This window comes from Gordonia lacunae (assembly GCF_002149015.1).
GTDB classification, from domain to species: domain Bacteria; phylum Actinomycetota; class Actinomycetes; order Mycobacteriales; family Mycobacteriaceae; genus Gordonia; species Gordonia lacunae.
Map to the genome: position 1 here is coordinate 55,093 of NZ_NGFO01000006.1, position 24,963 is coordinate 80,055.

The following is a 24,963-nucleotide window of genomic DNA, read 5'->3' on the forward strand; positions in this document are numbered from 1 at the left end:
CTCCTCGGGTCGTAGGAATCGCCAGTGACGTGCGGTTTTCCAGCGTGAAGATGGTGATCTGGATCACCACCGTGATGGCTTCGTCGAGGAGTCGAACTGCTTCTCGTCTTGTGCCTGACTGGTAACGCAAACACTACACCTAGTGGCTGACATTTCTGACCACCACAAGGGGTTGTGAATAACATTGATGGAAGACATGCAGGTCGGAGCGGTGCACGATCACAAATCCGGGCGTGTCCACCGCGTGTTCGGCGTGTCGCTCACAGGTTGTCCAGAGGCGGTCCACAACATGTCCACCGACCATCCACACCCGACCCCGGACACGACGACGCCGCGCCGGGCAGAGCCGGGCGCGGCGTCGTACGTCGTGGTGAGATCAGGCGCTGACAGCAACCTCGTCGACGAGCCGGGAGACGGAGGCGACGACCTTCTCGACGACCGCCGGATCATTCAGTCCTCCTTCGGGAAGAGCGGCGACCTGCACGCCGAGGTCGGCTTCCTCGATCGCACGCCCGCCGGCGATGCCGACCGACTTGCGGGTGTCCTCACGCGTCCACGCGCCGCCGTACTGACCGAGAGCCGCGCTCAGCACCGCGACGGGCTTGCCGGTCAGCGCACCCGTGCCGTACGGCCGCGACAGCCAGTCGATGGCGTTCTTCAGCGCGGCGGGGATGGTGCCGTTGTACTCCGGGGTGGCGATGAGCACGCCGTCAGCGGCACCGACGACCTGGCGCAGCTTCGCCACGCCGGCGTCGAGCTGATCCTCGACATCGACATCCTCGCTGTAGAACGGCAGCGAGCCGAGGTCGTCGACGACAGTGATGGAGACCCCGGCGGGCGCGTTGTCCGCGGCCACGTGGGCGAGCTGGCGGTTCAGGGATGCTGCGCGCAGGCTTCCGACCAGCGCGACCAGTTCGACGACTCGTTCCGACATGTGATTCCTCTCGATGGCACAGGGGTCCGTGAATGCCCACGGGACCTTGTCTACGACATGCTCTAACCGGACCAGGGTCCGATTCATTCCGAATCTGGTCAAGAGTTAGGCTCATCACGTGCCGAATGGGCCCGACCACTCCCCGCTCCACATCTCGCTCAACCCCTCGGGGACCGAACGTGCCGACGCCGCACGTAACCGGCGTCTGCTGCTGGCTGCCGCAAAGAACCTGATCGACCATCACGGCGCGGCCGCGGTCACGATGGAGGCCGTCGCCCGCGAGGCAGGTGTGGGCAAGGGCACAGTGTTCCGTCGCTTCGGCAGTCGGACCGGGCTCATGCTCGCGCTCCTCGACCACAGTGAGTCCGAGATCCAGCAGGCCTATCTCTCGGGTCCGGAGCCGCTGGGACCGGGCGCTCCCCCGCTCGACCGTCTACTCGCCTACGGCCGCGCTCGTCTCAAACTCACCTCCGACCACCTGGACATCCTGCTGGAGGCCGGCGCCGGCGCCGAGGACTTCATGAGCCATCCGGTGGCCCGCACGTCCACCCAGCATGTACAGATCTTGCTGCGGCAGTTGGGCTTCGACGGCGCGCTGGATTTCCTGGCGCTCACCGTCCAGGCGCCGCTGTCGGCGAGTTCGGTGCGTTACCTGCTGGTGGAGGTCGGGCTCGACCTCGACACGATCACCCACCAGTGGCAGGAGATGGTCACCGCGCTCGTCACCGGCCACCATCGGTCCTGACATCACCGGTTCCATCGGCGTGCGAGTTCGTCACGCCGTCGACCGGGTTGCCCGCTGTCCCGGACGCTCGCCGCGCGCCGCGGCGCCGGGACACCTAGCCTGGGTTCCTGTGAAAGCAGTGATCATCGGCGCCGGCATGGGCGGAACCTCGGCGGCCATCGCGTTGCGACAGCTCGGGCACGAGGTCGAGGTGTACGAACAGGTCACCGAGAACCGGCCGGTGGGTGCGGCGATCTCGGTGTGGTCCAACGGGGTCAAATGCCTGAATCACCTGGGCCTGGAGGCGGAGACGGCTGCGCTCGGCGGCATCGTCGACTCGATGAGCTACATCGATGCGTTCACCGGAGAGACGATGTGCCGCTTCAGCATGGCACCGCTCATCGATGAGGTCGGGCAGCGCCCGTATCCGATCGCACGCGCCGAACTACAGCTCATGCTCATGAACGCCTTCGGTCACGACGAGATCCGATTCGGCAAGAAGATGGTCGCCGTCCACGACGGTCCCGATCACGCCACCGTCGAATTCGCCGACGGCAGCACCGCTCACGGCGACATCGTCATCGCTGCCGACGGTGCGAGATCACTGGCCCGCGACTACGTCCTCGGTCGCGCCGTCGAGCGCCGGTATGCGGGGTACGTCAACTTCAACGGACTGGTCCCGGTCGACGAGGAGATCGGGCCGGCGACCGAATGGACCACCTACGTGGGTGATTCGCGCCGGGTGTCGGTGATGCCGGTCGCGGACAACAGGTTCTACTTCTTCTTCGACGTCACCATGCCCGAGGGGGTTCCGTTCGAACGCGGCACGGCGCGTGACGTACTGGCCGATGAGTTCGCGGGATGGGCTCCCGGTGTCCAGAAGCTGATCCGGACGCTGGACCCGGAGACCACCAACCGGGTGGAGATCCTCGACACCGATCCGTTCCACACCTGGGTCAAGGGACGTGTCGCACTGCTCGGCGACGCCGCACACAACACGACCCCGGACATCGGTCAGGGCGGTTGCTCGGCGATGGAGGACTCGATCGCACTGCAATTCGCGTTCCGCGACCATGCCGACGACCTGCACGCGGCCCTCGCGGCCTACGAGGCGTCCCGCACCGAGCGGGCCGCCGACCTCGTTCTCCGCGCGCGCAAGCGGTGCGACGTCACGCATGGCAAAGACCCGGAGGCGACCGCGGCCTGGTACGAGGAACTGCGATCCGAGGACGGTACGAACGTGATCCGGGGCATCGTCGGCAACATCGTCGGCGGTCCGCTCACGTAGGCCCGCGACGGACGCGGCCGTCGGTCATCCCCCGGCGTGCGGTGCCCCGGTGCGTTCCGGGCCGGCCTCGAGTCGGGCGGTTTCCAGGCCGTCGTGCGCCACGAGCGCGTTCTCGCGCGCCAGGGTCGGCCCGGGTGCCAGCAGGGCCACCACCGACCACGGGGCACGGGACGGTGAGTCCCCGAGTCCGAGGACCCCGCCGGTCTCGAAGTCGGGGATGCCGAAGCGGACCCCCGAATCGTTGACGTAGAAGAGGGATTCGGTGCGCGAACTGTCTGCCTCGTTGCCGGTCACCTGCAGGTACTCCCCCGAGCCCGGAGGTACGTACACCGCGTCGAGGTTCGGTCCGGCACCGTCGGACGAGGTCAGCCGGACCGGAACCGCGTCCGGGCCGAGTGGCAGTTCGCGACCCGCGAGCAAAGAGGTCTGCGCCCGGGGCTCCCCCGTGCCGCGGGTCCAGGTGCGACACAGTGTCGGATCGCCGCTCACGTCCAGCAGCTCCGGCGCGACCTCGGGGAAGTCCGAGACAGGTGCCGAGCGAACGGTTTTCAGTGCGGCGAGCTGTCCCGGCGCGACGGTGGTCACCGGCGCGGCGTCGGAGTCGGCCAGCCGCATCAGCTCCGCGGTCGGGGCACTGATCTCCTGCACCCCGTCGCGCAGGACGAGGTGGAAGGTCGTGGTGTCGTCGACACCGACCGACTTGACGACGCTGCCGATACTCGCGCCGTCGACCACGCCCGGCTGCCCGGCACCCGGGATCTCCGGCACCGCAAGCGGATCGACCAAGGGGAACGTGTTCAGCAGGCCGGTGGACATCTGCCGCGGCGTGACCCCCTCGAGGCCGAGGGCGCGCATGACCGGTGCGCTCGCGGTGTCGACCGCGGCACGCACCGGGCTCCAGGCACCGTCCCGGAACAGCTGATACACGAGGAATGTCTCGTCACCGGCGTCGACGAGCACGGCACCGGCCGGTCGCGCCGTACCGATCGAATCGCCGAGGCGCGGTGTCTCGGCGATGACGGTCAGTTCGACCGACTCCGTCGGCGCCTCCGACACCGTGGACGAATCGCACACCGTCCAGGTCGACGAGTCCGGGTGCGACGATCCCGGCAGGGCGGCCGGCGCGCCGGGGATGCCCAGCAGGGGCCCACGCGGGTACGGCTTGAGCTTGTTGTCCCCGACCGACGTCGGCGACTCCGAACTCCCGGTCACCAGCCGCGCGGAGGCGAGGTTCAGCACGGGATACAGGGTGTCCTCGATCAGTACATAGGTGCTGCCACTGTTCTTGCTGACGATGATCGTGGCATCCCCGACCGAGCCCTGCGGCCGGATGAGGCCCCAGATCCCGCACCCGCCGAGGACGAGCAGACCGAGGACCGTACCGACCACGAGGGCCTGCAATTGGGAACGCATGGGATCGTGCAGCATCCGGACGTCGCGTCGGACCAGCGCGTGCTCGAGCCGCTTGATCAGGAAGCGATAGCCGTTGACCTGGGCTTTGGTCGTCAGCTGACGTGCCACGACTCCCCCTGTCCGCACCCGTTCCGAGGCGCCGGACCTCATCCGGCGGCGGGCGGGTTGTGATCTCCTGCGGCATACCCCCTGCCGCGCGGTAGTAGCCTAACCGACAAACATGCCCCTGACGTGTGGGGCTCCACCGCTTGTGCACACACTCGGTGGGTGGCACGTGGCAGTCGGCAGCGGTGATCGAGGGGGTCGCAACCGTGGAGCGGAACACGCGTGGGATGGCACTGCCCACACTCGTCGTGATCGAGGCGATCCTGGCGATCGGGCTGGTCGTCTGGACCGTGTCCGGCAGCGGCTGGGGCGCGGTCGCGCTCGGTGTCGCCGTGCTCGTCTCGGCCGGCCTGGTGCGGGTGGGCGGCCGGCCGTCGGTGTTCGGCCGGATCCTCGCGAACCTGTCGTTCTCGTGGTCCCGCATGCGTCGCGACCACGCCGATCTCGCCCCGGCGCCCTTCGACATCCCGTTGCCCGCCCCCAACACCCATGCCGCGGCACGCCGTTCATCGGCTCCCACGACCATCGGCGCGCGATGGGTCGGCGACACTCTCGTGACGGTGGTCCGGGTGGACCCGGGAGGTCCGGCGGTCACCTATCTGACCCCGGGGCACAGCGAGATGGACGACGAATCGGGTCAGGTGGTCCCGCTCGGCGTCCTGGCCGAGTGCATCAGCCCGTACGACATCCAGCTCAGCAGCATCGAGATCATCAGCCATGGTGTGCGCGTATGGGGTTCGGGCGTCGCGCCGGCCACCTACGACCGCACCCTGGGCCCGCTGTCGGCGACGGCCCAACGGTCGGTGCTGGTCGTCCTGCGGCTGAACCCGCTCGACTGCGCCGACGCCGTCGCCCGCCGCGGTGGCGGCGCGACCGGCGCCCTGCGCACCGCGACCGTGACCACCCGCCGTGTCGCGAAACGACTTGCCGAACAGGGTCTGTCGACGACGATTCTGTCGGCTGCGCAGATCACCGCGATCACGACTCAGCTGACCGAGGGAGCGGCCCTCGACTCGCTGTCGGAGGAGCGCGACTCGGTCGGCGTGGCCGGTCTGCGGATGCGCAGCGCGGCTGTCGAACCGGCCGCCCTGGCCGACGTCTTGCGCGGCGTCTGGGTCAACTCCGCGGTCTCGACGACCGTCACCGTGAAGTTGCGGCCGCGAGCGACCGAGGGTAGGCGCCGCGGCGATCGCACGACAGTCGATGTGTCCGGGATCGTCCGGGTCAACGAGTTCCCCGCGGCGCGGCGCGCCCTGACCGAGTGGCCGGCCGGGCTGATCCCACTCGATGGCCGCCAGTTCGATGCTCTCGCAGCCAGTCTTCCCATCTCGACCTCGACTCGCCTCGACCGGGCGGTTCCGGTGCTGACCGGAGCGGAGGCGGACGCGTTCCTCGCCTCGACACGCCTCCCGGCCGGTGGTTGCGGACAGCTCATCGGGGCCGATCACGCCGGCCGCGCGGTCGCGACCCGGCTCGTCGGGCCCGGCATCTCCACGGTGTCGGTGGCCGCGGGCATCCATGTCGTCGCCCAGATCGCCCTGCGCGCAGTCGCGGTCGGCGCCGCGGTGCGCGTGCACACCGACCGCCCGCACCGGTGGACCCCGGTGGTCACCGCCGTGGGCGATCCGAGCGCGCTGTCGCTCTCGGGCGACCGCACTCCGGCGCGTCCGGGCCCGGCCCTGCTCATCGTCGACGGGGTCGCCCCGCCCTCCCCCGCATCCGACACCACCCGGATGATCGTCGTCGCACCGGGAGCGGGCGAACCCGCGGACGGCGCCACGGTCGCACTGCGGCAGAATCCGCGGACCCCGCAGGACATCTCACTCGACACCGGCGACCGGCCCACCCTGGTCACGATGGTCGCGACCCCTGATGAATGGAACCTGATCGGCGGTTATCCGGAACCCGCGGCCACCGCGCCTGCGGCGCCGGCCCGACGCTGACCCGCGGATCAGCCGAATTCTGGTGTGCGGTCAGCTCATTCGGTCGCGGTCGCGACCGTCGGGGTCAACCCGGGCTGCGCCGTGACCGCGGCCGGAACGAGCGCGCGATAGAAGACCGCCCGAGCCGACGCCGCACGGACGATGACGTCCGGGTCGTCGTCGGTGATCCACATCGCCCGGCCGGCCGTCACGGTGAGCGGGGCCCCGCCCGCGGGCCGGACCTCCACCGCACCGCTCAGCACCGCCAGGATCTGCGGGCCGGGCATGTCGAAGCAGATCGACGAGGCATGATGAAGTCCCGTGCCGTCGAGTTCGACCCGCGACAGCCGGAACTCGGGGGCCGGGGTGAGATAGACCCGCTCGGCGCCGATCGTCCGGACCTGGGGGGTCAGGTCGGCGACATCGACCGGGGTGAAGTCGAGGACGCGCAACAGCTCCGGCACATCGATGTGTTTGGGCGTCAGTCCACCGCGCAGCACGTTGTCCGAGTTCGCCATGATCTCCACACCCGTACCGCGGAGGTAGGCGTGCAGGTTGCCCGCGGACAGATAGAGACCCTGCCCGGGTTCGAGATGAATGTTGTTGAGCAGCAACGACGCCAGGACACCCGGATCGTTCGGGTAGGCCTCTCCGAGTTCACAGACGGTGCGCAGCTCGGCGACGAACTCGCTCTCCCCAGCACTGAGGACGGCGATCGCCCCGGCGAGCACCGCCGGGACGAGCTGCCGGAGCAGGGACTCGGGGAGCGTCAACCACGTGGTGAACAGCGCCCGCAATCCCTCGGAATCCGGTTGGCCGGCCAACATCCCGAGGTAGGGATCGAGTTCGCTCACCTGCAGCGCGCGGAGCAACCGAACGGTGTCCTCGGGTCGGCGGAAACCCGCCAGGGCGTCGAACGGGGTCGTGGCGACGATCAGTTCCGGCTTGTGCCACGGATCGCGGTAGTTGCGGTCGCGGGCCTCGAGACCGACACCGCGCGAGTTCTCGCGTTCGAACCCCGCGCGCGCCTGTTCGGCGGACGGGTGGGCCTGCAGGGACAGCGGCTCCTCGGCGGCGAGCACCTTGAGGAGGAACGGCAGCCGGTCCCCGAAGGCGGCCGTACTCGCCGTGCCGAGCGTGCCGATCGGATCGGCGTCGATCACATCGACGAGATCCTGCTGGATTCCGGCTACGTCGACACACCGGGCCGACCCCGCCGGATGGGAGCCGAACCACAGCTCGGCCTCGGGATGTGCCGACGGGACGGGCCTGCCCTGCATCGATGCGATCGCCGTCCGTGAACCCCACGCGTAGGGCCGCACCACTCCGTCGATGATCCTCATTGCATCGCGTTCCCAACCAGGCGGAGGTACACCGCCGCCATCTCGACCCGTAGTGCCACGACCAGGAAATCCAGTACGTCCCCCGGGCCGTCGGCCACCGGATCCTCGCCCGGCGCCGGGCGCCGGTCGTCCCATTCCCGGCCGTCCGTGCCCCCGGCGGCCGAAGTCTGCTCTGCTCGATCGGCTCCGACCAGGACATCGACCTCACCCAGGCCGGTGACACGCTGGCGCGTGTACCACTCCCGCCTGCCGGTCGACACGACCTGAACTCGCGGCGCGGGAGCCGGTGGCGGTCCGTCGAAGTCGGGATCGTAGAAGATGGAGTCCACGGCCGGCCCGCTGTCCGGACGCGCCTCGAGCAGCTGTACCATCCGCGAGACGTCGGCGAGTTCGGCTGCGGCGCTGACGATTCCGGACAGGCCCACGAGTCCGGCGACCGCATGGCGGGCGATGGCCGCCCCGGCCGGGCTGTCCGCGGTCCACACGGTGGGGCGTCCTTGGACGCGCAACGCCAGCGACTTCGCGCGGTTGTGGAAGGCATCGCGTGCCGGATGCCCGGTGGAGGCCTCGGCGTCGAGCGCGTCGGCGAGATCGTCGAGTGCGGGGACGGACCCGGTGAACCGGACCTGCGTCAGCGCCCCGAAGACCGCGAGCAGCGCCGCGGCGAAGCCGACGAACCGGAAACGCGGCTCGATGTCGAAACGCGGTGCGAGGTTGATCCCGTTGCCGCCCAATGCATCTTGCAACGGACCGGCCACCGGGGCGAGAACCACGACCTCTGCCCGCCGGCGCAGCGCGCGCGCGGCGGCATCGGCGAGCGCCATGTCCCCGGCGTCGTCGCCCGCGACGATCACGACGTCCAGCGGTCCGATCCACCCGGGCAACACCGGTCCGCTGACCACCGGCACGTCGACCCGGGCCGCCAGCGTCGCCACCGCGAAGTCGGTGGCCCGATGGGACACCCCGCTGGAGCCGTGGACCACGACCACGCTGCGCGGACGAAGGTCGGCGAGCGGCGCGAGCACACCTTCGCGGACGGCTTCGGCAACGGCGCGTACCTGGGCACCGGCGAGCGCGACCGCTCTCAGCAAACCGTCGACATCCGCCGAGATCAGCTCCTCGGCGTTGTCGAGGTCGGGGGAACCGGTTCGCATGTCACCAGGGTAGCCAGGTCGCGGAGTCGGCGCGCACGTACTCGACACAGTCCGGGTGACACCGGAGGCCACCGCCGCGGGGCCGGCGATCACCGACCCGCGTTCGACGATGCCGGGATACGGCCGCACAGTCGACGAAAAGAGACGCACACTCGACGCGAACGGACGCACAGTCGACGGGAAGAGACGCACGGTCGACGGAAAGAGACGCACGGTCGACGGGGACGGCACACCGTCGCGGTGGCGACGTCCCTCCACGACGTCGACGAGGTCCACGCCCCCCGCGCGGTGGTGACCGGTCAGTCGACCGGATCCGGCAGTACTCGAAGGTGCCCGCGACGACCCGGACGCGGGCGGGTCTGGTGTCGCGGGGCCCCGGCCGGCTGCGACGGTGCGTCGACCGGACCGGCGCGATGGCGTCCCGAGCGACGGTCCTCCACCGCGTCGCGGTGGGCGTCGGCGAAGTGAGTGTCCTCGAAGGCGTCGAGAGCGTCGATCGGACCGCGGTCGACGTAACGCGGGCGTCCGCCTCCGGCGACGGCTCCGGCCTCCCGGACCGCCTCGGCGAGGGCGGTCAGTTCTTGATCCTCGGCCGGCGGCGCGGAGAAACCCCGCTCGCTGCGCAGCATCTCCCAGCCGCGCGGGACGGTGATCCGGCGGGCGTGGTCGTCACACAGGTCCCAGGAGTGCGGCTCCTGCGACGTCGCGAGCGGACCGATCACCGCGGTCGACTCGGCGTAGACGAAGGTCAGGGTAGCCACCGCGGATCGGGCGCAGCCGGGTCGGCAGCACAGTCGGGGAAGCTTCACGTGACGAGATTAGCCCTCGTCGCTCGCAACCACGTCGACGACACGCTCACCGCGCGGGCCGCCGGCGAAGACACGGGCGGCCAGAGGAGACACGGGCGGCCAGAGGAGACACGGGGTCGGCCGACCTCCTACACTCTCGCCATGCGCATCGACCCGAAGCCGACTCCACGTGGCGCCTCCGGCCTGCCGGAGTCCCGCCGCGGTCGGCGGCGGGTGGGGCGTCATCGTGACCGTCGCGGACGCGGACTGCGCTCGCCGCTGCTCCCGCAGGGCGTGCCCGCACACAACAGCCGGTCGGACGAATTCGACGCGGTCGCGCTGGAGGCCTTCGCGGAGATCGACGCGCAGTGGCATGACCAGATCGCCGGGCTCGACATCGCCGTCGACGAGATCCCGCGGCTGCTGCCGCGCGACCCGGAGACCGTCGAGTGGCCCGACGAGGTGACCGCCGACGGCGCCGTCCCGCTTGCTCGGCTGATCCCGGCCGGGATGGATGTGAACGGTGCGCCGACGCGCGCGCAGATCATCCTCTTCCGCCGGCCGCTGGAGTCGCGCGCCAAGAAGGGCACCGAATTGCTGGATCTGATCCATGAGGTCCTCGTGCAACAGGTGGCGACGCATCTGGGTGTCGACGAAGACACGATCGACCGCGGACCAGAGTGATCCGCGGTCGAGTACTGCGGTAGCCATTCGGCCGGCCGACAGTGAGGTCGATCGATGTGTCGGGCGATCCCCGTGCGGGGCGCCGAGTCAGATGATGCCGCGCTTGAGGCGCCGGCGCTCACGCTCGGACAGGCCGCCCCAGATACCGAAGCGTTCGTCGTTGTGCAGTGCGTACTCGAGGCATTCGGACTTCACCTCGCAGCCCTGGCAGATCCGCTTCGCCTCGCGCGTCGACCCACCCTTCTCGGGGAAGAACGCCTCGGGGTCGGTCTGCGCACACAGCGCACGGTCCTGCCACTGTTCCTCGACGGCGTCGAAGAGATCGTCGAAGTCGTTGGGTACCAACGAGAGATGACGACGGCCCGGGTCCGCGTCGTCGGCGACGGGTCCGAGGGGCGACTCGAGGTCGGTCCCGACACCGATGGCCGACGAGGTGGCGGTACCACCGATCATCGAATCATCAACGGGGCCAAGGGTGTTGAACTCGGCGATGAATTGCGGGCGATTCTGTGGTTCAAGCGGATTGCCGATCGGGTTTTCCAAAGCCATCGTCGGCGCCTCCTAGCTCGGGATGTTGGTAGTTTCTGCGTCCTTTGCGAACACGGCCTGTGTGCCGCACCCACCACTGTTGCCACACCACTTGTACTACGGATGCGGAGACTCCCACATCAGTCGTACACACAGCGCCCGAGCGACGGCCCGCGAAGTGCCGGAACCGACCCTCACCCGAGTTCGAACATACAATCGAATCCGTTGAAGTCCAGCGGTTTTCGATCCAGAGGTTCTCGATCTCAAACTCGGAATGACACTGATGTGATTACACACGCCCAGGGCGGTCGCGGTCAAGTTGAAGTCAAAGATTCTCTGTTTACCACCAGGATCCGACATCGTTGTGACTCGACACGACATTGACCTCAACCCGACGTGCATGTCACACCGACCGCGGCGCCGGTCCGAATCGTCCGTACCGCGCCGACAGCCCCTGACCGCCCTCGCACACCGCGCACTACAGTGGCGGTGTGAAGGAGTACCTGCTGTGAAGGTGACCGTACTCGTCGGGGGCGTCGGAGGGGCACGATTCCTCCTCGGGCTGCGCGAATTGTTCGGCCCGACGGCGTTCCCGGCCCCCCAGGACGACACGTCCGGCGTCCAGGCGAACGAACACGAGATCACCGCGATCGTGAACGTCGGCGACGACGCGTGGATGCACGGCGTCCGCATCTGCCCCGACCTCGACACGTGCATGTACACCCTCGGCGGCGGGATCGATCCCGAACGCGGGTGGGGCCGGCGCGACGAATCCTGGCACGCGAAGGAGGAACTCGCCGCCTACGGTGCCGATCCGGACTGGTTCGGACTGGGCGATCGCGACCTCGCCACGCACCTCATCCGGACTCAGATGCTCGACGCCGGGTACCGACTGTCCGACGTCACCGCCGCGTTGTCCCGCCGCTGGAACCCCGGCGTACGACTCCTGCCCGTGACCGATGACCGTCACGAGACACACGTGGTGGTCGCCAAGCCCGACGGCGACGACGGCGAACGGGTCGCGATCCACTTCCAGGAATGGTGGGTGCGCCATCGCGCCCAGATCCCGACCTCCGGTTTCGCACAGGTCGGTTCGGACGACACCGCGCCCGCACCCGGTGTCCTCGACGCGATCGCCGACGCCGACGTCGTCCTGCTCGCGCCGTCGAACCCGGTCGTGAGCATCGGCGCGATCGTCAGCGTCCCCGGGATGCGCAGCGCACTGCGACAGACGAGGGCCCCCGTGGTCGGCATCTCACCGGTCATCGACAACCGGCCGCTGCGCGGCATGGCCGACGAGTGCCTGTCGGTGATCGAGGTCGAGTCCTCGGCCGAGGGCATCGCCGGACACTACGGCGCCCGCAGCGGGAACGGGATCCTGGACGGCTGGCTGATCGCCGAGGGCGACCACGCCGCCGTCGACGGCATCGCCGTCGGCGCCGCCCCCCTCCTCATGACCGACCCCGCGGCCACCGCCCAGATGGTGCGTGCGGCCTGCGCCCTCGTCGACGTCGCGCTCCCCGATGCGAACAAGGGCCTCGTGTGACCGCACGCCCCGACCACCGCGCCCCGGGCCAGCTCGAGATCCGTCCGGTGACCGGTCTGCCCGAGTTCACCGCCGATACCGACGTCGCCGGCGAGATCCTCACTGCCGCACCCTGGCTCGAATCCGGTGACGTCCTGGTGGTCACCAGCAAGATCATCTCCAAGGCCGAGGGTCGGATGGTCGACGCACCGAGCGACCCCGAGGAGCGGGATGCGTTGCGCCGTCGCCTCGTCGAGGACGAATCGGTGCGTGTACTGGCACGCAAGAACCGAACCCTCATCACCGAGAACCGGCTGGGCCTGGTCCAGGCCGCCGCCGGGATCGACGGCTCGAACGTGCGCAGCGACCAGCTCGCGCTACTGCCGGAGAATCCCGACCGCAGCGCGGCGGCGCTCCGGCGGGCCATCGGCGATGCCACCGGCCTGGACGTCGCGGTGATCATCACCGACACGATGGGCCGCGCCTGGCGGACCGGACAGACCGACGTCGCCATCGGTGCATCGGGTATCGCGGTGACCCACCCCTACGAGGGCGGCGTCGACGACTACGGAAACCCGTTGATCGTCACCGAGATCGCGGTCGCCGACGAGCTCGCCGCCGCGGCCGACCTCGTGAAGGGCAAGCTGGCCGCCGTCCCCGTCGCCGTCGTCCGCGGTTTCGGTCCGGCCGAGGACGGGACCACGGCCGCCGATCTCATCCGGCCCCACGACGAGGACCTGTTCCGCCTCGGGACCGAGGAGGCGATCGCCCAGGGACGCCGTGAGGCCATCCGCACCCGGCGTTCGGTACGGGCCTTCGCCGACCGGACCGTCGACCCCGAGGAGCTGCGCGCCGCCCTCGGCGAGGCGCTCACCGCTCCGGCGCCCCACCACACGCATCCGGTCCGCTTCGTCTGGCTGCGGTCGGCATCCCGGCGTCGGGAACTCCTCGACGCGATGGCACACGAGTGGCGCGCCGATCTGGAGTCGGATTCCAAGACCACACAATCCATCGAGAAACGGCTGCGACGCGGACAGATCCTCTATGACGCCCCGGAACTGGTGATCCCGTTCCTCGTGCCCGATGGCGTCCACGAGTACCCCGACGAGCGGCGCAACGCAGCCGAACACACGATGTTCACCGTGGCCGCCGGCGGGGCGGTCGCCACCCTGCTCACCGCACTGTCGGTCCGCGACATCGGCAGCTGCTGGATCGGGTCGACCATCTTCGCCGCGCCGACGGTACGCCGGGTCCTCGACCTCGACCCCGGCTGGGAACCACTCGGCGCGGTCGCCATCGGTCATCCCCTCGAACCGTCGGAGCTCCGCGACCCCGCCCCCACCGCCGATTGGGTGCTGGAGCTGTGACCGCCGAGTCGCTGCACGCGTCCGCCGTCGAGGCCCTCACCCGGTGGGAGACACCGGATCCCGACCAGGACTCCCTCCGCCACACGTACCTCGCCTTCCTGGCGGCATCCTCGCAGGGATGCCTACGGGCCAGCGCGGCAGGACATCTGACGGGTTCGGCGATCGTCTTCGACGCCACGCGCCGGCACGTCCTGCTCACCCTGCATCCCCGGGTCGGCAAGTGGATTCAGCTCGGCGGGCACTGCGAACCGACCGACGACTCCCTCGCCGACGCGGCGCTGCGCGAGGCACGAGAGGAGTCGGGCATGCCCGAACTCGTACTCGACACGACGGACCCCGCCGATCCCGGAGGCGGGATCGTGCATCTGCACACCCACCCGATCACCTGCTCGCTGGGCGTCCCCACCCGCCACCTCGATGTCCGCTACCGAGTGATCGCCGCACCGACGTCCGACGGAGAACTCCCCCAGGTCGTGCGCAGCGACGAGTCGGTGGATCTGCGCTGGTGGCCGGTCGACGCCCTGCCGGACGACGCCGGGGACGACATCGCGACGCTCATCGACGCGGCGTTGCGGGACGGCTCATCGCGCTAGACGCGGATGTTCTTGCCCACCGTGACCACACCGCCGGCGCTGACCGAGAACCGTTCGCGGTCGGCGCTGACATCGACGCCGAGTTGCTCGCCGTCACCCACCACGACGTTCTTGTCGAGGATCGCCTTGCGGACGACCGCGCCCTTTCCGACGCGGACACCGGGCATCAGCACGCTGCCCTCGACCACCGCGCCGTCCTCGACGATGACGTTCGACGACAGGACCGAGTTGCGCACCGTGCCCCCGGAGATGATGCAGCCGGACCCCACGACGGAGTCCTCGGCCACCCCGGACTGAACGAACTTGGCGGGCGGCAGGTTGTGTGTCTCGCCGCGGATGGGCCAGCGGCCGTTGTACAGATTGAAGATCGGATGAACCGACACGAGGTCCATGTGGGCCTCGTAGAACGCGTCCAGCGTTCCGACGTCACGCCAGTAGCCGGTGTCGCGTTCGGTGGCACCGGGGACATCGTTGTCCTTGAAGTCGTAGACGTAGGCGGTGTCCCGGCGCACGAAGGCCGGAATGATGTCGCCACCCATGTCGTGGTCGGAGTCCGAGTCAGCGGCGTCGGCGCGCAGCGCGTCGACCAGCGCCTCGGTGGTGAACACGTAGTTGCCCATCGACGCGAACGTCGACTCGGGATCGTCCGGCGTCCCCGGCGGATCGGTCGGCTTCTCCAGGAAGCGGGTGATCTTGCCGCTCTCGTCGGAGTCGATGCAACCGAAGGCCGTCGCCTCCGCTCGCGGGACACGGATTCCGGCGACCGTCACGTCGGCGCCGGATTCGACGTGCGCCGCCACCATCTGCGACGGGTCCATCCGGTACACGTGGTCGGCGCCGAAGACGACGATGTACTCGGGTCGTTCGTCGGTGATGAGGTTCATCGACTGGAAGATCGCATCGGCGCTGCCGGTGTACCAGCGCGGTCCGAGACGCTGCTGGGCCGGGACCGGGGTGATGTACTCGCCGTGGAATCCCGACGTCCACCAGGTCTGCGAGATGTGCCGGTCCAGCGAGTGCGACTTGTACTGTGTCAGCACGCAAATGCGTTCGTAACCGGCATTGACCAGGTTGGACAACACGAAGTCGATCAGCCGGTAGGCACCGCCGAAGGGCACCGCAGGTTTGGCACGGTCCATCGTCAGCGGATACAGACGCTTGCCTTCGCCGCCTGCGAGGACGATGCCGAGGACGTGCGGCTCAGATCTCACTCCCCCAACTTAACCGCCATCGAACCCGTCGGCCAGGTGACCGGGCCGGAAGAATGCCGCGCGTCCCGGCCCCGGTGACCGTTGACCGGCACCGATGGCGAACTGCGCGCGATGGCACTAGCGTCGAGATCATGCGGGTGGCGATGATGACACGAGAATATCCACCTGAGGTCTACGGCGGTGCCGGTGTCCACGTCACCGAATTGGTCCGCCATCTCCGCGATCTCATCACCGTCGACGTGCACTGCATGGGCGCCGAGCGGGAGACCGCCGCGGTGTACACCCCCGATCCCGGGCTGGCCGGGGCGAACGCGGCGATCACGACTCTCTCGGCCGACCTGCGGATGGCTGTCGGTGCGGCCGACGCCGACGTCGTGCACTCCCACACCTGGTACACCGGTCTCGCCGGGCACCTGGCCGCCCAGCTCTACGACGTGCCGCATGTGCTCACCGCGCATTCGCTCGAACCGTCGCGCCCCTGGAAGGCCGAACAACTCGGCGGGGGCTACCGGGTGTCGAGCTGGGTCGAACGCAACGCGGTCGAGTACGCCGACGCAGTCATCGCGGTGAGTGCGGGTATGCGGACGGAGATCTGCGACACGTACCCGCGACTGGACCCCGAGCGTGTCCACGTGGTGCGCAACGGGATCGACACCTCGCAGTGGTATCCGGTCGCCGACCCGTTCGGACCCGACTCGACGCCCGCCGCTCTCGGACTCGACCCCGACCGACCCATCGTCGCGTTCGTCGGCCGGATCACGCGGCAGAAGGGCGTCGCGCATCTCGTGGCCGCGGCCCACCGTTTCGACCCCGACATCCAGCTCGTCCTCTGCGCAGGTGCACCGGACACCCCGGAGATCGGCGCCGAGATCGAGCGGGCGGTCGGCGAACTGTCCGCGGCACGTCCCGGCGTGCACTGGGTGCGCGAGATGCTCCCTCTCCCCCGCATCCGCGAGATACTGACAGCGGCAACGGTCTTCGTGTGCCCGTCGGTGTACGAGCCGCTGGGCATCGTGAACCTCGAGGCCATGGCCTGCGGCACCGCGGTGGTGGCCTCGGAGGTCGGCGGGATCCCCGAGGTGGTGCGCGACAACGTCACCGGCCGCCTCGTCCCCTACGACCCCGCCGATCCGGAGACCTTCGAACACGATCTGGCCGAGACGGTGAACGCGGTCGGTTCCGACGCGGCCGCAGCGTCGGTGATGGGCGCGGCCGGCCGCGACCGTGCCGACGCCGAGTTCTCCTGGGCGTCGATCGCCGAACAGACCCTGGGCGTCTACGAGTCCGTCCGGCGCTGAGCCGGGCGCCGTCCGCGGGTGGGACGGCACGTCGTGACCACGACCGACACCGTCACCGGCACGCGAGCGTCCCCGGCGAAGGCGTCGGCCCGCGCGCGGATGTCGGCGTCCTCGGAATGAAATGCCGAGGGCCCCATGGCGACCAGATCGCCGATGGTCCCGGCGTCGAGGTCGGCGGTGTACCGCAGTGGAGACTCGTCGACCAGTTCGAAACCGTCGTCGAGCGCCGCGTGGAGTCGTGCGGCCTTGGCGTCGTCGACCCGCAGCATGTCCATCGGCTCGATGAGTTCGGCGAGGTGGTCGGGCCCCGGGCTCACGATGATCAGTGCACCGTCGGGCGTCAGCACCCGGGCGAACTCGGACGGGTTCCGGGGCGCGAACACCGAGAGCACCACCGAGACAGCGCCATCGACGACCGGTAGGCCACGCCAGACGTCGCCGACGACGGCGGCGAGCCCGTACGGTCCCCGGGCGATGGCTCGCGCGCAATATTTGGACAGGTCGATGCCGATCCCGGCGACGGGAGACCCGTCGACACCGCCCGGCGCTCCGGTCGCCGCGACCGCGGCGCGAAGGTAGTGTCCGCCACCGGCGCCCGCGTCGAGGATCACGGGCCGAGGGGATCCACTCGCGAACTCGGCGGCGCGTCGGGACACGGAATCGACCACAGGGACGAAGAAACCGGCGTCGTGCACACGGGCCCGAGCGGCCACCATGGCCGCGGTGTCGGCGCGCAGCGCGCCCGACCGACCGTCGAGCAGTGCGACATAGCCCTGCCGGGCGATGTCGAATGAATGAGCGTCGGGACAGCGCAGCGACGTGCCGTCGACCGAGAGGGGTCCGGCGCACACCGGGCATCGGAGGATCTCGACGATCGAAGTGAGGCCATGCGCCCGGTGCGGTGTCGGTGTGTCCGCCCGGGCCTCATGGGAACTGCCCTCGTGGGGCATGTTCAGCCGGTGACCCCGCGGAGTTCCTCGCCCAGCGCGGCTGCTTCGTCGGCGGTCAGCTCGACGACGAGTCGACCCCCACCCTCGATCGGAATCCGGACAACGATTCCACGCCCTTCTTTGGCCGCTTCGAGGGGGCCGTCCCCAGTACGTGGCTTCATTGCCGCCATTCTCAAGCTCCCTTCAAGGTCCCTGCTCCGAACATGATACGTGTAGGCGTCTCACACGATTGCCAGTGCGCGACACGCGCGCCGCGCGGAACCCGCTGCGCGCCTACCCCGGGGCCGTCGGCGGGCCCGGCTGCCACGTGCCGGCACCACCGTTCTCGTGGTCGGCGACCACATCGTCGGAGTGCGCGTCGACCGACGTCCCGGGCACCGGCTCCCGGTCACGCAGGCGCGCGATCACCGAGCGCAGATCGTCGACCTCATGTGCGAGACGTGCCAGCGCCCAGTCGACTTCGGCCTGCTTGTAGCCTCGCGGCGTCTGCGCGAACCGCAGCGCGCGGACGTCGTCGCCCGTGACCCCCGCAGACGGCAGTCTGGTGAGCGTCGTGTCGGGCTCGACCGGCGGAAGATCTTCCCCACGGCCGAACACGAACCAGACGATGGCGAACACGCCCGCGACGACGAGCCCCATGATCAGCAGGTACAGCAGCAGCGTCTGCATGTGATCCATCCTGACAGAAGCCGTCGAACCGGACTCCGGCGCAACGCCGACCCGGCGACCGCCGGCCTACGGTGGCGCGGTCGCCGGGTCGGCGTCTGTCGGGTCGGCGTCTGTCGTGTCCGCGCCTCGCGTCGGGGCGCGCCTAGGAGGCCATCTCCTCGGTCTTGGGGTCCAGCACCCGCACGGTGTTCATCGGCGGACGATCCTCGAGATAGACCTCGGTGGTGTGCGGTGTGAACGACCCGTCGGGCTCGGCGGTGAACTGGGTCAGGCCGACGCCCGAGTCCTCGATACCGCACCGGCGCATGAGGGTTCCGACGATCTGCCGGCTCATGACTCCCAATTCCACCAGGGGGCGGTTGCGATGGGTGCGGACCCCGAGGTTGACCTGACCGATACCGGCCAGACCGTAGCGGTCGTAGGTGTCGATGAGCAGCCCGATCTCCACCCCGTAGCCGGGCGCGAACGGGACCGATGACAGCAGCTCGCGAGTGCCGGCGTACTCGCCGCCGAGCGGCTGGAGCACCGCGGTGAGGTCGGGTTTCTGGGAGGCCAGGAGCGGCCGGGCGACGAGCTCGGTCACGCGACCGCCACCGTTGGCGTCGTGCGTACCGCCCGTTCGCAGCGGACGCCGGTAGTAGCCCTTCACGAGCTGGATCTCGGGGTTGACCAGAAGCGGGCCGAGCATCTTCGGCACGAACATCGGGTCCGGGTCGATGAGGTCGGAGTCGACGAAGGCGATGATGTCGCCGGTCGCCACGGCGATCGAACGCCACAGCACCTCGCCCTTGCCCTTGACCGGGTCCAGCTCGGGTACCGCTTCCTCGCGGGTCACCACCTGTGCGCCGGCGGCGAGCGCCCGTTCGGCGGTCGCGTCGGTGGAACCGGAGTCCAGGACGATGACCTCGTCGACCAGGCTGCCGTAGAGCGGCATGATCGTCGCGATGACGTCGGCGACGGTCTCCTCCTCGTTGAGCGCGGGGAGCACGACCGAGATCGTCCGGCCGTCCTTCGCCTCGACGAGCTCGTCGATCGTCCAGTCCGGCTGTTCCCAGGTGTGGGTTGCCGACCAGCGCTGCTCGGTTCCCGGGGCCTGGGCGACCGTCGGCCACATCGCGGCCTTGTCGCGGCTGATGACGGTGCTGGGCGTACGTCGCTTCTGCTGCTTGGTCATGCGAGTCCCCTGACTGTTCGGGCGGGTGGTCTCGTTCCCGCGATGGCAGCGACCATGTCGACCACACGGCGAGTGGCAGCGACCTCGTGAACGCGGAAGATCCGGGCGCCCTGTGCGGCGGCCAGACTTGTCGCGGCCAGTGTCCCTTCCAATCGTTGCGTTAGGTCTGTACCCAGAGTCTCCCCTACGAAATCCTTGTTGCTCAGCGCCATCAGCACCGGCCAGCCCGTGTTAACAAGATCTTTCACGCCGCGTAACAGAGCCAGCCCGTGGTGGGTGTTCTTGCCGAAATCGTGCGTCGGATCGATGACGATCGAGTCTCGACGAACGCCGGCCGCGAGCGCACGTTCGGCCGCGGCGGTCACTTCTCGGAGGACATCGGCCACCACGGCGTCCACGGAATCCCCGTACGCGACGCGGTGCGGCCGGGTGCGCACCACCGCGCCGCCCGTGTGGGAACAGACGATCCCCGCGCCCCGCTCGGCCGCGACGGCGACCAGGTCGGGATCGAACCCCGCCCAGGTGTCGTTGATGAGGTCGGCCCCGGCGGCGCAGGCCTGGTCGGCCACCTCGCTGCGCCACGTGTCGACACTGATCAGCACATCCGGGTGCCGGTCCCGGATCCAGGAGATCATCCCGACGACCCGGGCGGCCTCCGTCGCCGCATCGACCTCGCGACCGGGTCCCGCCTTCACCCCGCCGACGTCGACGATGTCGGCGCCCTCCGCCACGACCCGATCGACGTGCGCCTGCGCGGCGGCGTCGTCGAAGCTCGCCCCCCGGTCGTAGAACGAGTCGGGGGTGCGGTTGACGATCGCCATGACCAGCGCGCGATCGGTCGGCACCCGACGCCCGCACAGCGTCGGCGACACCGACGCCTCCGGGGTCGAACTCACCCCTTGGGGACCTTGGCCGCGGCGACGTCGTCGGCGTAGTCGTCGTAGTACTCGGTGTAGCCCTTCTCCTTGCCGAGCAGCACGTAGACCCGTTCGGCCTCGGCGTCGGCGTATCCCTCCTTGCGGAGCTCGACCTTGCGGTTCTTGAAGGTCGAGGTCTGCTCGAAGTCGTCGACGATCCGCACGAACAGCGGCACCGCGTACGACGGCAGGGCGTCGTAGAGGTGCCGGGCGAAAGCGCTCGGATCGAGGTCGGCGCCCTCACGCAGCTTGATCGCGATCATCCCGGCGCGACCGTCGGTTCCCGGGACCTCGACGCCGTACGCCACCGACTGGGCGACGGCCTCGTAGGAGTCGACCGCCCCCTCGACCTGGGTCGTGGCGACGTTCTCGCCCTTCCAGCGGAAGGTGTCACCGAGCCGGTCGACGAAGGCGATGTGCGCGAAGCCCTGATCGCGGACGAGGTCACCGGAGTTGAAGTAGGAGTCGCCGTCCTTGAAGGCGTCCCGGATGATCTTCTTCTCGGTCTCCTCGGAGTCGGTGTACCCGTCGACGGGCACCCGGTCACTGATCTGGGCGAGCAGCAGGCCGGTACCGCCCCGGCCGACCTTCACGAGCCGACCGTCGTCGCCGCGCTTGGGGTTCCCCTCCTCGTCGTACTCCACGATCTTGTACGGGAGCGGGCAGAAACCCGCGGTCTTGTCGACGCTGAACGCGTTGACGAACGCGAGGTTGAGTTCGCTGGCCCCGTAGAACTCGACGACGCGGTCGACACCGAAACGCTCGCGGAACTCGTCCCAGATGTCCGGGCGCATACCGTTGCCGACCACGGTGTGCACGGAATGCTGGCGATCCGTGGGCTTCTCGGGCTGTGCGAGGAGATAGCGACACAGTTCGCCGATGTAGCAGAAGGCCGTCGCACGGTTGAGGATCACGTCGTCCCAGAACTTCGACGCCGAGAACGAGCGTCCGATGGCGATGCACGCACCGGAGGCGAGGACCGAGGCGAGCGAGACCGACAGCGCGTTGTTGTGGTACAGCGGCAGCGGCACGTACATGGTGTCGCTGTGGCGCAACCGGACGGCGAGACCGCCGATGCCGGACATGCTCGCCAGCCACCGGTTGTGGCTCATCACGCTCGCCTTCGGCATTCCGGTGGTGCCGGAGGTGAAGATGTAGAAGGCCTTGGTCGACGCGGGTAGCTGCTCGGTGACCTCCGGGTCGGACTCCGAGAGCCCCTCGGCAGCGGCATCGAACTCGGCGAAATCGTAGACGTGTTGCGGCAGAACCGATTCGGGAATGGAGTCGAATGCCTCGGCGCATTCGGGATCGTGGATGAGGACCGTGGCCTCGAGGAGTCCGACGCTGTGCTCGAGCACCTCACCGCGCTGGTTGTAGTTCAGCATCCCGGCGATCGCACCGAGTTTGACGGTGGCGAGCATCAGCAGCAGGTCGGTCGTGCAGTTCTTGGACAGCAGCGCCACCACGTCGCCCTTGCCGACGCCGTCGGCCGAAAGCGCTGCAGCGTAACGGTTCACCCGGCGGTTGGCCTCGCCGTAGGTGGTCGTGCGGCCCTCGAACCGGACGAACGGCCGGTCGGGGTGCTCGGCCGCGTGCTTCTGGAAGACCGAACCGATCGTCCGCTTGGCCTCCGGTGGACGGCGGATGAGCCCCGGCGCGTGCTTGATCATCCCGGTCGCGTGTGGCGCCATCTTCACCACACCACGAAGAATGTCGGGGATACCGACCGTCTTCTTCACGCTCTGCTGCCGACTGTCCTGCTGCTCGACCTCTGGGGACATCTGCCCTCCGCTCTCCCGCTGGCATATCGGGTGCCCCGCGCACCCACGCGCTACCCTACCGGCCGGTAGCAAGGCCTCACCGTGCTGTCGCCAACTCCACCGCGTCGGACACCGAGCGCGTGATCAGCAGTCGGTCCAGCGATCGCCGGGCGACGAACCCGGTTGTCGACAACTCTCGCAGCCAGTCGAGCAACGGCGCGTAGAAATCGACAGGATCGAGCAGGACGACCGGCTTGTCGTGCATCCCGAGATAGCCACCGGTCCATGTCTCGAACAGTTCCTCGAGCGTCCCGATCCCGCCCGGCAGGGTGATGAACCCGTCGGCGCGCTCGTCCATCAGCCGCTTGCGTTCGCGCATGGTCTCGGTGACGACGAGTTCTCCCGACCCGAGATCGGCGACCTCGTGCTTCATCAGCGCCCGGGGGATGATGCCGACCGTGTGGCCGCCGGCCTCGCGAGCGGCGTTGACCAGCGCGCCCATCATGGAGATGTTCCCGCCACCGGAGACGACCACATGCCCCTGCTCGGCCAGGGTCCGCCCGACCTCGGCGGCGAGGTCGAGGTAGGGCTGGTCGACGGGACCGGACGCGCAATAGACACAGACAGCACTCACCGGGCAATCGTGCCATCGCCGGCCGATGAGGTCATATCGGCCCTCAGGGGGTGGCGGCCTCGATCGCGGCGACCACGTCATCGGGATCGTCGACGACGGTGAGCAGGTCGAGATCCTCGGGCGAGATCATCCCGCGCGCGGCGAGGACGTCGCGCATCCAGTCGAGCAGGCCGCCCCAGAAGTCACTGCCCACCAACACGATCGGGAACCTGACCACCTTCTTGGTCTGCACGAGGGTCAGCGCCTCGAAGAGTTCGTCGAGGGTGCCCATCCCGCCAGGGAGACAGACGAACGCCTGCGCGTACTTCACGAACATCGTCTTGCGCACGAAGAAGTATCGGAAGTTCATGCCGAGATCGACCCACGGATTGAGGCCCTGTTCGAAGGGCAGCTCGATGTTGAGTCCGATCGACTGCGCCCCGGCCTGATGTGCGCCCTGGTTCGCGGCCTCCATCGCACCGGGTCCGCCACCGGTGATGACCGCGTAACCGGCCTCGCCCAAGGCTCGGCCCACGCGGACACCGAGAGAATACTCCGGCGACTCGGGATGCAGTCGCGCCGAGCCGAAGACCGTCACGGCTTCGGCGACCTCGCTCATCGCGTCGAACCCGGCGACGAACTCGGACTGGATGCGCAGCACCCGCCAGGAGTCACGCATGGTCCGGTCGGAACGACGCGCGGCGTCGCGTGGGTCGATCCACTCCAGCAGCCGGCGGTCGGTGGTCTTGCCCTGCTGGTCGCGCCGGATCCGGATCGGTCCGACGTAGCAGGTGTCGGCCTCGGTCTCGGCCTCGTCGGCGGTGGCGGCGGCGGGATCGGGCGTTGTCGACATGGCGGTCACGCTAGCAGCGACACGCGACCCGGCCGGTCGCGCCAGGTCAGGACAGGTAGGCGCGCAGCAGCTCGGTCACCGCCCGGATCTGCGCCACCGGCACCCGCTCGTCGACGCGGTGCGCGAGATTGGGGTCGCCGGGCCCCAGATTCACGGCCGGGATGCCCAGCGCCGAGAACCGCGACACATCGGTCCAGCCGTACTTGGCACGGAAGCGTCCGCCCGCGGCCTCGACGAGCGCCGCGGCAGCCGGATGGGCCAGACCCGGCAGGGCGCCGGCCGCGGAATCGGTGACCTCCCACCCGATGGCGCCGTCGGCCAGGTCGGCGGCGAACACCTCGCGCACGTGGTCGAGCGCCTGATCGACCGAACGGTCGGGCGCGAAGCGGAAGTTGACGTCCACGTGTGCGGCGTCGGGGATGACGTTGCCCGCGACCCCACCCCCGACGGCAACCGCGGACAGACCCTCGCGGTACTCACAGCCGTCGATGTCGACCCGACGGGCCTCGTAGCGCGCCAGCGTGGTCAGGACACCGGCGAGTTTGTGAATGGCGTTGTCGCCCATCCACGACCGGGCCGAGTGCGCCCGGGTCCCCGACGCCGACAGTCGAACCCGGAGTGTTCCCTGGCATCCCGCCTCGATGAGCCCCGCGGTCGGCTCGCCCAGGATCGCCACGTCGCCGGCCAGCCAGTCGGGGAGCTCGCGTTCGATGTCGTTCAGGCCGTTGAACTCTGCCGCGATCTCCTCGCAGTCGTAGAAGATCAGCGTCAGATCCGAGGCAGGCTCCGGCAGCGTCGCGGCCAGGTGGAGGAACACCGCGTCACCGGACTTCATGTCGACGGTGCCGCAGCCGTGCAGCACGTCGCCTTCGTCCGGATGGGTCTCCCGGCGGTGCGGCAGGTTCCCCGCCACCGGCACGGTGTCGAGGTGACCGGCGAGGATGACCCGCTGGGCGCGGCCCCGATCGGTACGGGCGAGAACGCGATTGCCGTGCCGGAGGATCTCGAAACCGGTTGTCTGCGCCCGCAGGGCGGCCTCGACCGCGTCGGCGATGGCCGATTCGTTGCGCGACTCGCTCTCGATGTCGACCAGCGCGGCGGTCAGGTCGACGGGATCGGCGGTCAGGTCGAGATCGGGAGTGCTCACCCC

24 protein-coding genes are annotated in these 24,963 nt (G+C 69.2%); 8 read left to right on the forward strand and 16 right to left on the reverse strand.

The genetic code is table 11. From position 1 onward, the window contains the following. Nucleotides 1–376: 376 nt before the first annotated feature. Nucleotides 377–934 carry an NAD(P)H-dependent oxidoreductase gene (locus CA982_RS06690; protein WP_086534557.1) on the reverse strand — a complete coding sequence of 186 codons (558 nt, stop codon included), beginning with the start codon at nt 932–934 and terminating at the stop codon, nt 377–379. Nucleotides 935–1,052: 118 nt separating this feature from the next. Here CA982_RS06690 and CA982_RS06695 point away from each other — a divergent pair, with 118 nt between their 5' ends. Next, nucleotides 1,053–1,679 carry a TetR/AcrR family transcriptional regulator gene (locus CA982_RS06695; protein ID WP_086534558.1) on the forward strand — a complete coding sequence of 209 codons (627 nt, stop codon included), beginning with the start codon at nt 1,053–1,055 and terminating at the stop codon, nt 1,677–1,679. A gap of 109 nt (nt 1,680–1,788) precedes the next feature. Beyond that, entirely contained in the window at nt 1,789–2,946 is a 1,158-nt protein-coding gene (gene hpxO, locus CA982_RS06700) for an FAD-dependent urate hydroxylase HpxO (protein WP_086534559.1), read from the forward strand. A gap of 24 nt (nt 2,947–2,970) precedes the next feature. On the opposite strand, the gene eccB is transcribed toward hpxO, so the two are convergent. Further along, nucleotides 2,971–4,467, reverse strand: a complete 1,497-nt coding sequence (gene eccB, locus CA982_RS06705; protein ID WP_086534560.1) for a type VII secretion protein EccB — start codon at nt 4,465–4,467, stop codon at nt 2,971–2,973. A 224-nt stretch (nt 4,468–4,691) separates the two neighbouring features. On the opposite strand from eccB, the gene eccE reads away from it, so the two are divergent. Continuing rightward, the gene (eccE, locus tag CA982_RS06710) at nt 4,692–6,407 is read left to right on the forward strand and encodes a type VII secretion protein EccE (RefSeq protein ID WP_244176153.1); all 1,716 of its coding nucleotides are present in this window, start codon (nt 4,692–4,694) and stop codon (nt 6,405–6,407) included. Between the two features lie 35 nt (nt 6,408–6,442). Here eccE and manA read toward each other — a convergent pair whose 3' ends face one another. The 3 genes from manA to CA982_RS06725 all read right to left on the reverse strand — a co-directional run bounded on the left by manA (nt 6,443) and on the right by CA982_RS06725 (nt 9,692). Next, the gene (manA, locus tag CA982_RS06715) at nt 6,443–7,729 is read right to left on the reverse strand and encodes a mannose-6-phosphate isomerase, class I (RefSeq protein ID WP_086534561.1); all 1,287 of its coding nucleotides are present in this window, start codon (nt 7,727–7,729) and stop codon (nt 6,443–6,445) included. After that, nucleotides 7,726–8,883 carry a hypothetical protein gene (locus tag CA982_RS06720; RefSeq protein ID WP_086534705.1) on the reverse strand — a complete coding sequence of 386 codons (1,158 nt, stop codon included), beginning with the start codon at nt 8,881–8,883 and terminating at the stop codon, nt 7,726–7,728. Before CA982_RS06720 ends, manA begins: the two co-directional genes overlap by 4 nt. A gap of 299 nt (nt 8,884–9,182) precedes the next feature. After that, a complete protein-coding gene (locus CA982_RS06725; RefSeq protein WP_208617901.1) occupies nt 9,183–9,692 on the reverse strand; it encodes a DUF3499 domain-containing protein in 510 nt (169 codons plus the stop codon). A gap of 141 nt (nt 9,693–9,833) precedes the next feature. On the opposite strand from CA982_RS06725, the gene CA982_RS06730 reads away from it, so the two are divergent. Next, the gene (locus tag CA982_RS06730) at nt 9,834–10,355 is read left to right on the forward strand and encodes a metallopeptidase family protein (RefSeq protein ID WP_086534562.1); all 522 of its coding nucleotides are present in this window, start codon (nt 9,834–9,836) and stop codon (nt 10,353–10,355) included. A gap of 87 nt (nt 10,356–10,442) precedes the next feature. Here CA982_RS06730 and CA982_RS26715 read toward each other — a convergent pair whose 3' ends face one another. Then, nucleotides 10,443–10,700: a WhiB family transcriptional regulator gene (locus CA982_RS26715; RefSeq protein WP_171011557.1), complete on the reverse strand. Its 258-nt coding sequence runs from the start codon at nt 10,698–10,700 to the stop codon at nt 10,443–10,445. Between the two features lie 691 nt (nt 10,701–11,391). Between CA982_RS26715 and cofD the strand changes: the two genes are divergently transcribed. The 3 genes from cofD to CA982_RS06750 are packed head-to-tail and all read left to right on the forward strand — an operon-like array spanning nt 11,392 to nt 14,368. Beyond that, nucleotides 11,392–12,429, forward strand: coding sequence for a 2-phospho-L-lactate transferase (gene cofD / locus CA982_RS06740; RefSeq protein ID WP_086534564.1), 1,038 nt, complete (start codon nt 11,392–11,394; stop codon nt 12,427–12,429). Next, nucleotides 12,426–13,775, forward strand: a complete 1,350-nt coding sequence (locus tag CA982_RS06745) for a coenzyme F420-0:L-glutamate ligase (RefSeq protein WP_086534565.1) — start codon at nt 12,426–12,428, stop codon at nt 13,773–13,775. The genes cofD and CA982_RS06745 overlap by 4 nt, the downstream gene beginning before the upstream one ends. Continuing rightward, on the forward strand, nt 13,772–14,368 hold the full coding sequence (locus tag CA982_RS06750; RefSeq protein ID WP_086534566.1) for an NUDIX hydrolase: 597 nt from the start codon (nt 13,772–13,774) through the stop codon (nt 14,366–14,368). The genes CA982_RS06745 and CA982_RS06750 overlap by 4 nt, the downstream gene beginning before the upstream one ends. Here the strand turns inward: CA982_RS06750 and glgC are convergent. Continuing rightward, entirely contained in the window at nt 14,365–15,579 is a 1,215-nt protein-coding gene (glgC, locus tag CA982_RS06755) for a glucose-1-phosphate adenylyltransferase (protein ID WP_086534567.1), read from the reverse strand. The two genes, CA982_RS06750 and glgC, sit on opposite strands and share 4 nt — an antisense overlap. A 131-nt stretch (nt 15,580–15,710) precedes the next feature. Between glgC and glgA the strand changes: the two genes are divergently transcribed. Further along, nucleotides 15,711–16,877, forward strand: coding sequence for a glycogen synthase (gene glgA, locus CA982_RS06760; RefSeq protein ID WP_208617902.1), 1,167 nt, complete (start codon nt 15,711–15,713; stop codon nt 16,875–16,877). On the opposite strand, the gene CA982_RS06765 is transcribed toward glgA, so the two are convergent. The 9 genes from CA982_RS06765 to dapE all read right to left on the reverse strand — a co-directional run bounded on the left by CA982_RS06765 (nt 16,856) and on the right by dapE (nt 24,960). Next, on the reverse strand, nt 16,856–17,827 hold the full coding sequence (locus CA982_RS06765) for a putative RNA methyltransferase (RefSeq protein ID WP_086534568.1): 972 nt from the start codon (nt 17,825–17,827) through the stop codon (nt 16,856–16,858). The two genes, glgA and CA982_RS06765, sit on opposite strands and share 22 nt — an antisense overlap. Before the next feature lie 2 nt (nt 17,828–17,829). Further along, nucleotides 17,830–17,997 carry a DUF3117 domain-containing protein gene (locus CA982_RS06770; RefSeq protein WP_004019232.1) on the reverse strand — a complete coding sequence of 56 codons (168 nt, stop codon included), beginning with the start codon at nt 17,995–17,997 and terminating at the stop codon, nt 17,830–17,832. A 103-nt stretch (nt 17,998–18,100) separates the two neighbouring features. After that, entirely contained in the window at nt 18,101–18,496 is a 396-nt protein-coding gene (locus tag CA982_RS06775; RefSeq protein WP_086534708.1) for a DivIVA domain-containing protein, read from the reverse strand. 142 nt (nt 18,497–18,638) lie between these two features. Then, nucleotides 18,639–19,670, reverse strand: coding sequence for a glucosyl-3-phosphoglycerate synthase (locus tag CA982_RS06780; RefSeq protein WP_086534569.1), 1,032 nt, complete (start codon nt 19,668–19,670; stop codon nt 18,639–18,641). Then, on the reverse strand, nt 19,667–20,491 hold the full coding sequence (gene folP / locus CA982_RS06785; RefSeq protein WP_244176158.1) for a dihydropteroate synthase: 825 nt from the start codon (nt 20,489–20,491) through the stop codon (nt 19,667–19,669). Before folP ends, CA982_RS06780 begins: the two co-directional genes overlap by 4 nt. A gap of 71 nt (nt 20,492–20,562) precedes the next feature. After that, a complete protein-coding gene (locus tag CA982_RS06790) occupies nt 20,563–22,368 on the reverse strand; it encodes a long-chain-acyl-CoA synthetase (protein ID WP_086534570.1) in 1,806 nt (601 codons plus the stop codon). Between the two features lie 76 nt (nt 22,369–22,444). Next, nucleotides 22,445–22,981 carry an LOG family protein gene (locus CA982_RS06795; RefSeq protein ID WP_086534571.1) on the reverse strand — a complete coding sequence of 179 codons (537 nt, stop codon included), beginning with the start codon at nt 22,979–22,981 and terminating at the stop codon, nt 22,445–22,447. A 43-nt stretch (nt 22,982–23,024) separates the two neighbouring features. After that, nucleotides 23,025–23,813, reverse strand: coding sequence for an LOG family protein (locus CA982_RS06800; protein WP_086534710.1), 789 nt, complete (start codon nt 23,811–23,813; stop codon nt 23,025–23,027). A gap of 46 nt (nt 23,814–23,859) precedes the next feature. After that, nucleotides 23,860–24,960, reverse strand: a complete 1,101-nt coding sequence (gene dapE, locus CA982_RS06805) for a succinyl-diaminopimelate desuccinylase (RefSeq protein WP_086534572.1) — start codon at nt 24,958–24,960, stop codon at nt 23,860–23,862. Nucleotides 24,961–24,963: the final 3 nt, after the last annotated feature.

What these genes read in the sequence shown, in the direction of transcription:
- CA982_RS06790 (WP_086534570.1), bottom strand. Translation starts at nt 22,368, where the DNA reads ATGTCCCCAGAGGTCGAGCAGCAGGACAGTCGGCAGCAGAGCGTGAAG.
- CA982_RS06690 (WP_086534557.1), bottom strand. Translation starts at nt 934, where the DNA reads ATGTCGGAACGAGTCGTCGAACTGGTCGCGCTGGTCGGAAGCCTGCGC.
- CA982_RS06780 (WP_086534569.1), bottom strand. Translation starts at nt 19,670, where the DNA reads ATGACCAAGCAGCAGAAGCGACGTACGCCCAGCACCGTCATCAGCCGC.
- manA (WP_086534561.1), bottom strand. Translation starts at nt 7,729, where the DNA reads ATGAGGATCATCGACGGAGTGGTGCGGCCCTACGCGTGGGGTTCACGG.
- CA982_RS06765 (WP_086534568.1), bottom strand. Translation starts at nt 17,827, where the DNA reads ATGCCCCACGAGGGCAGTTCCCATGAGGCCCGGGCGGACACACCGACA.
- CA982_RS06720 (WP_086534705.1), bottom strand. Translation starts at nt 8,883, where the DNA reads ATGCGAACCGGTTCCCCCGACCTCGACAACGCCGAGGAGCTGATCTCG.
- glgA (WP_208617902.1), top strand. Translation starts at nt 15,711, where the DNA reads ATGCGGGTGGCGATGATGACACGAGAATATCCACCTGAGGTCTACGGC.
- eccE (WP_244176153.1), top strand. Translation starts at nt 4,692, where the DNA reads ATGGCACTGCCCACACTCGTCGTGATCGAGGCGATCCTGGCGATCGGG.
- CA982_RS06730 (WP_086534562.1), top strand. Translation starts at nt 9,834, where the DNA reads ATGCGCATCGACCCGAAGCCGACTCCACGTGGCGCCTCCGGCCTGCCG.
- folP (WP_244176158.1), bottom strand. Translation starts at nt 20,491, where the DNA reads ATGGCGATCGTCAACCGCACCCCCGACTCGTTCTACGACCGGGGGGCG.
- CA982_RS06775 (WP_086534708.1), bottom strand. Translation starts at nt 18,496, where the DNA reads ATGCAGACGCTGCTGCTGTACCTGCTGATCATGGGGCTCGTCGTCGCG.
- CA982_RS06770 (WP_004019232.1), bottom strand. Translation starts at nt 17,997, where the DNA reads ATGGCGGCAATGAAGCCACGTACTGGGGACGGCCCCCTCGAAGCGGCC.
- CA982_RS06800 (WP_086534710.1), bottom strand. Translation starts at nt 23,813, where the DNA reads ATGTCGACAACGCCCGATCCCGCCGCCGCCACCGCCGACGAGGCCGAG.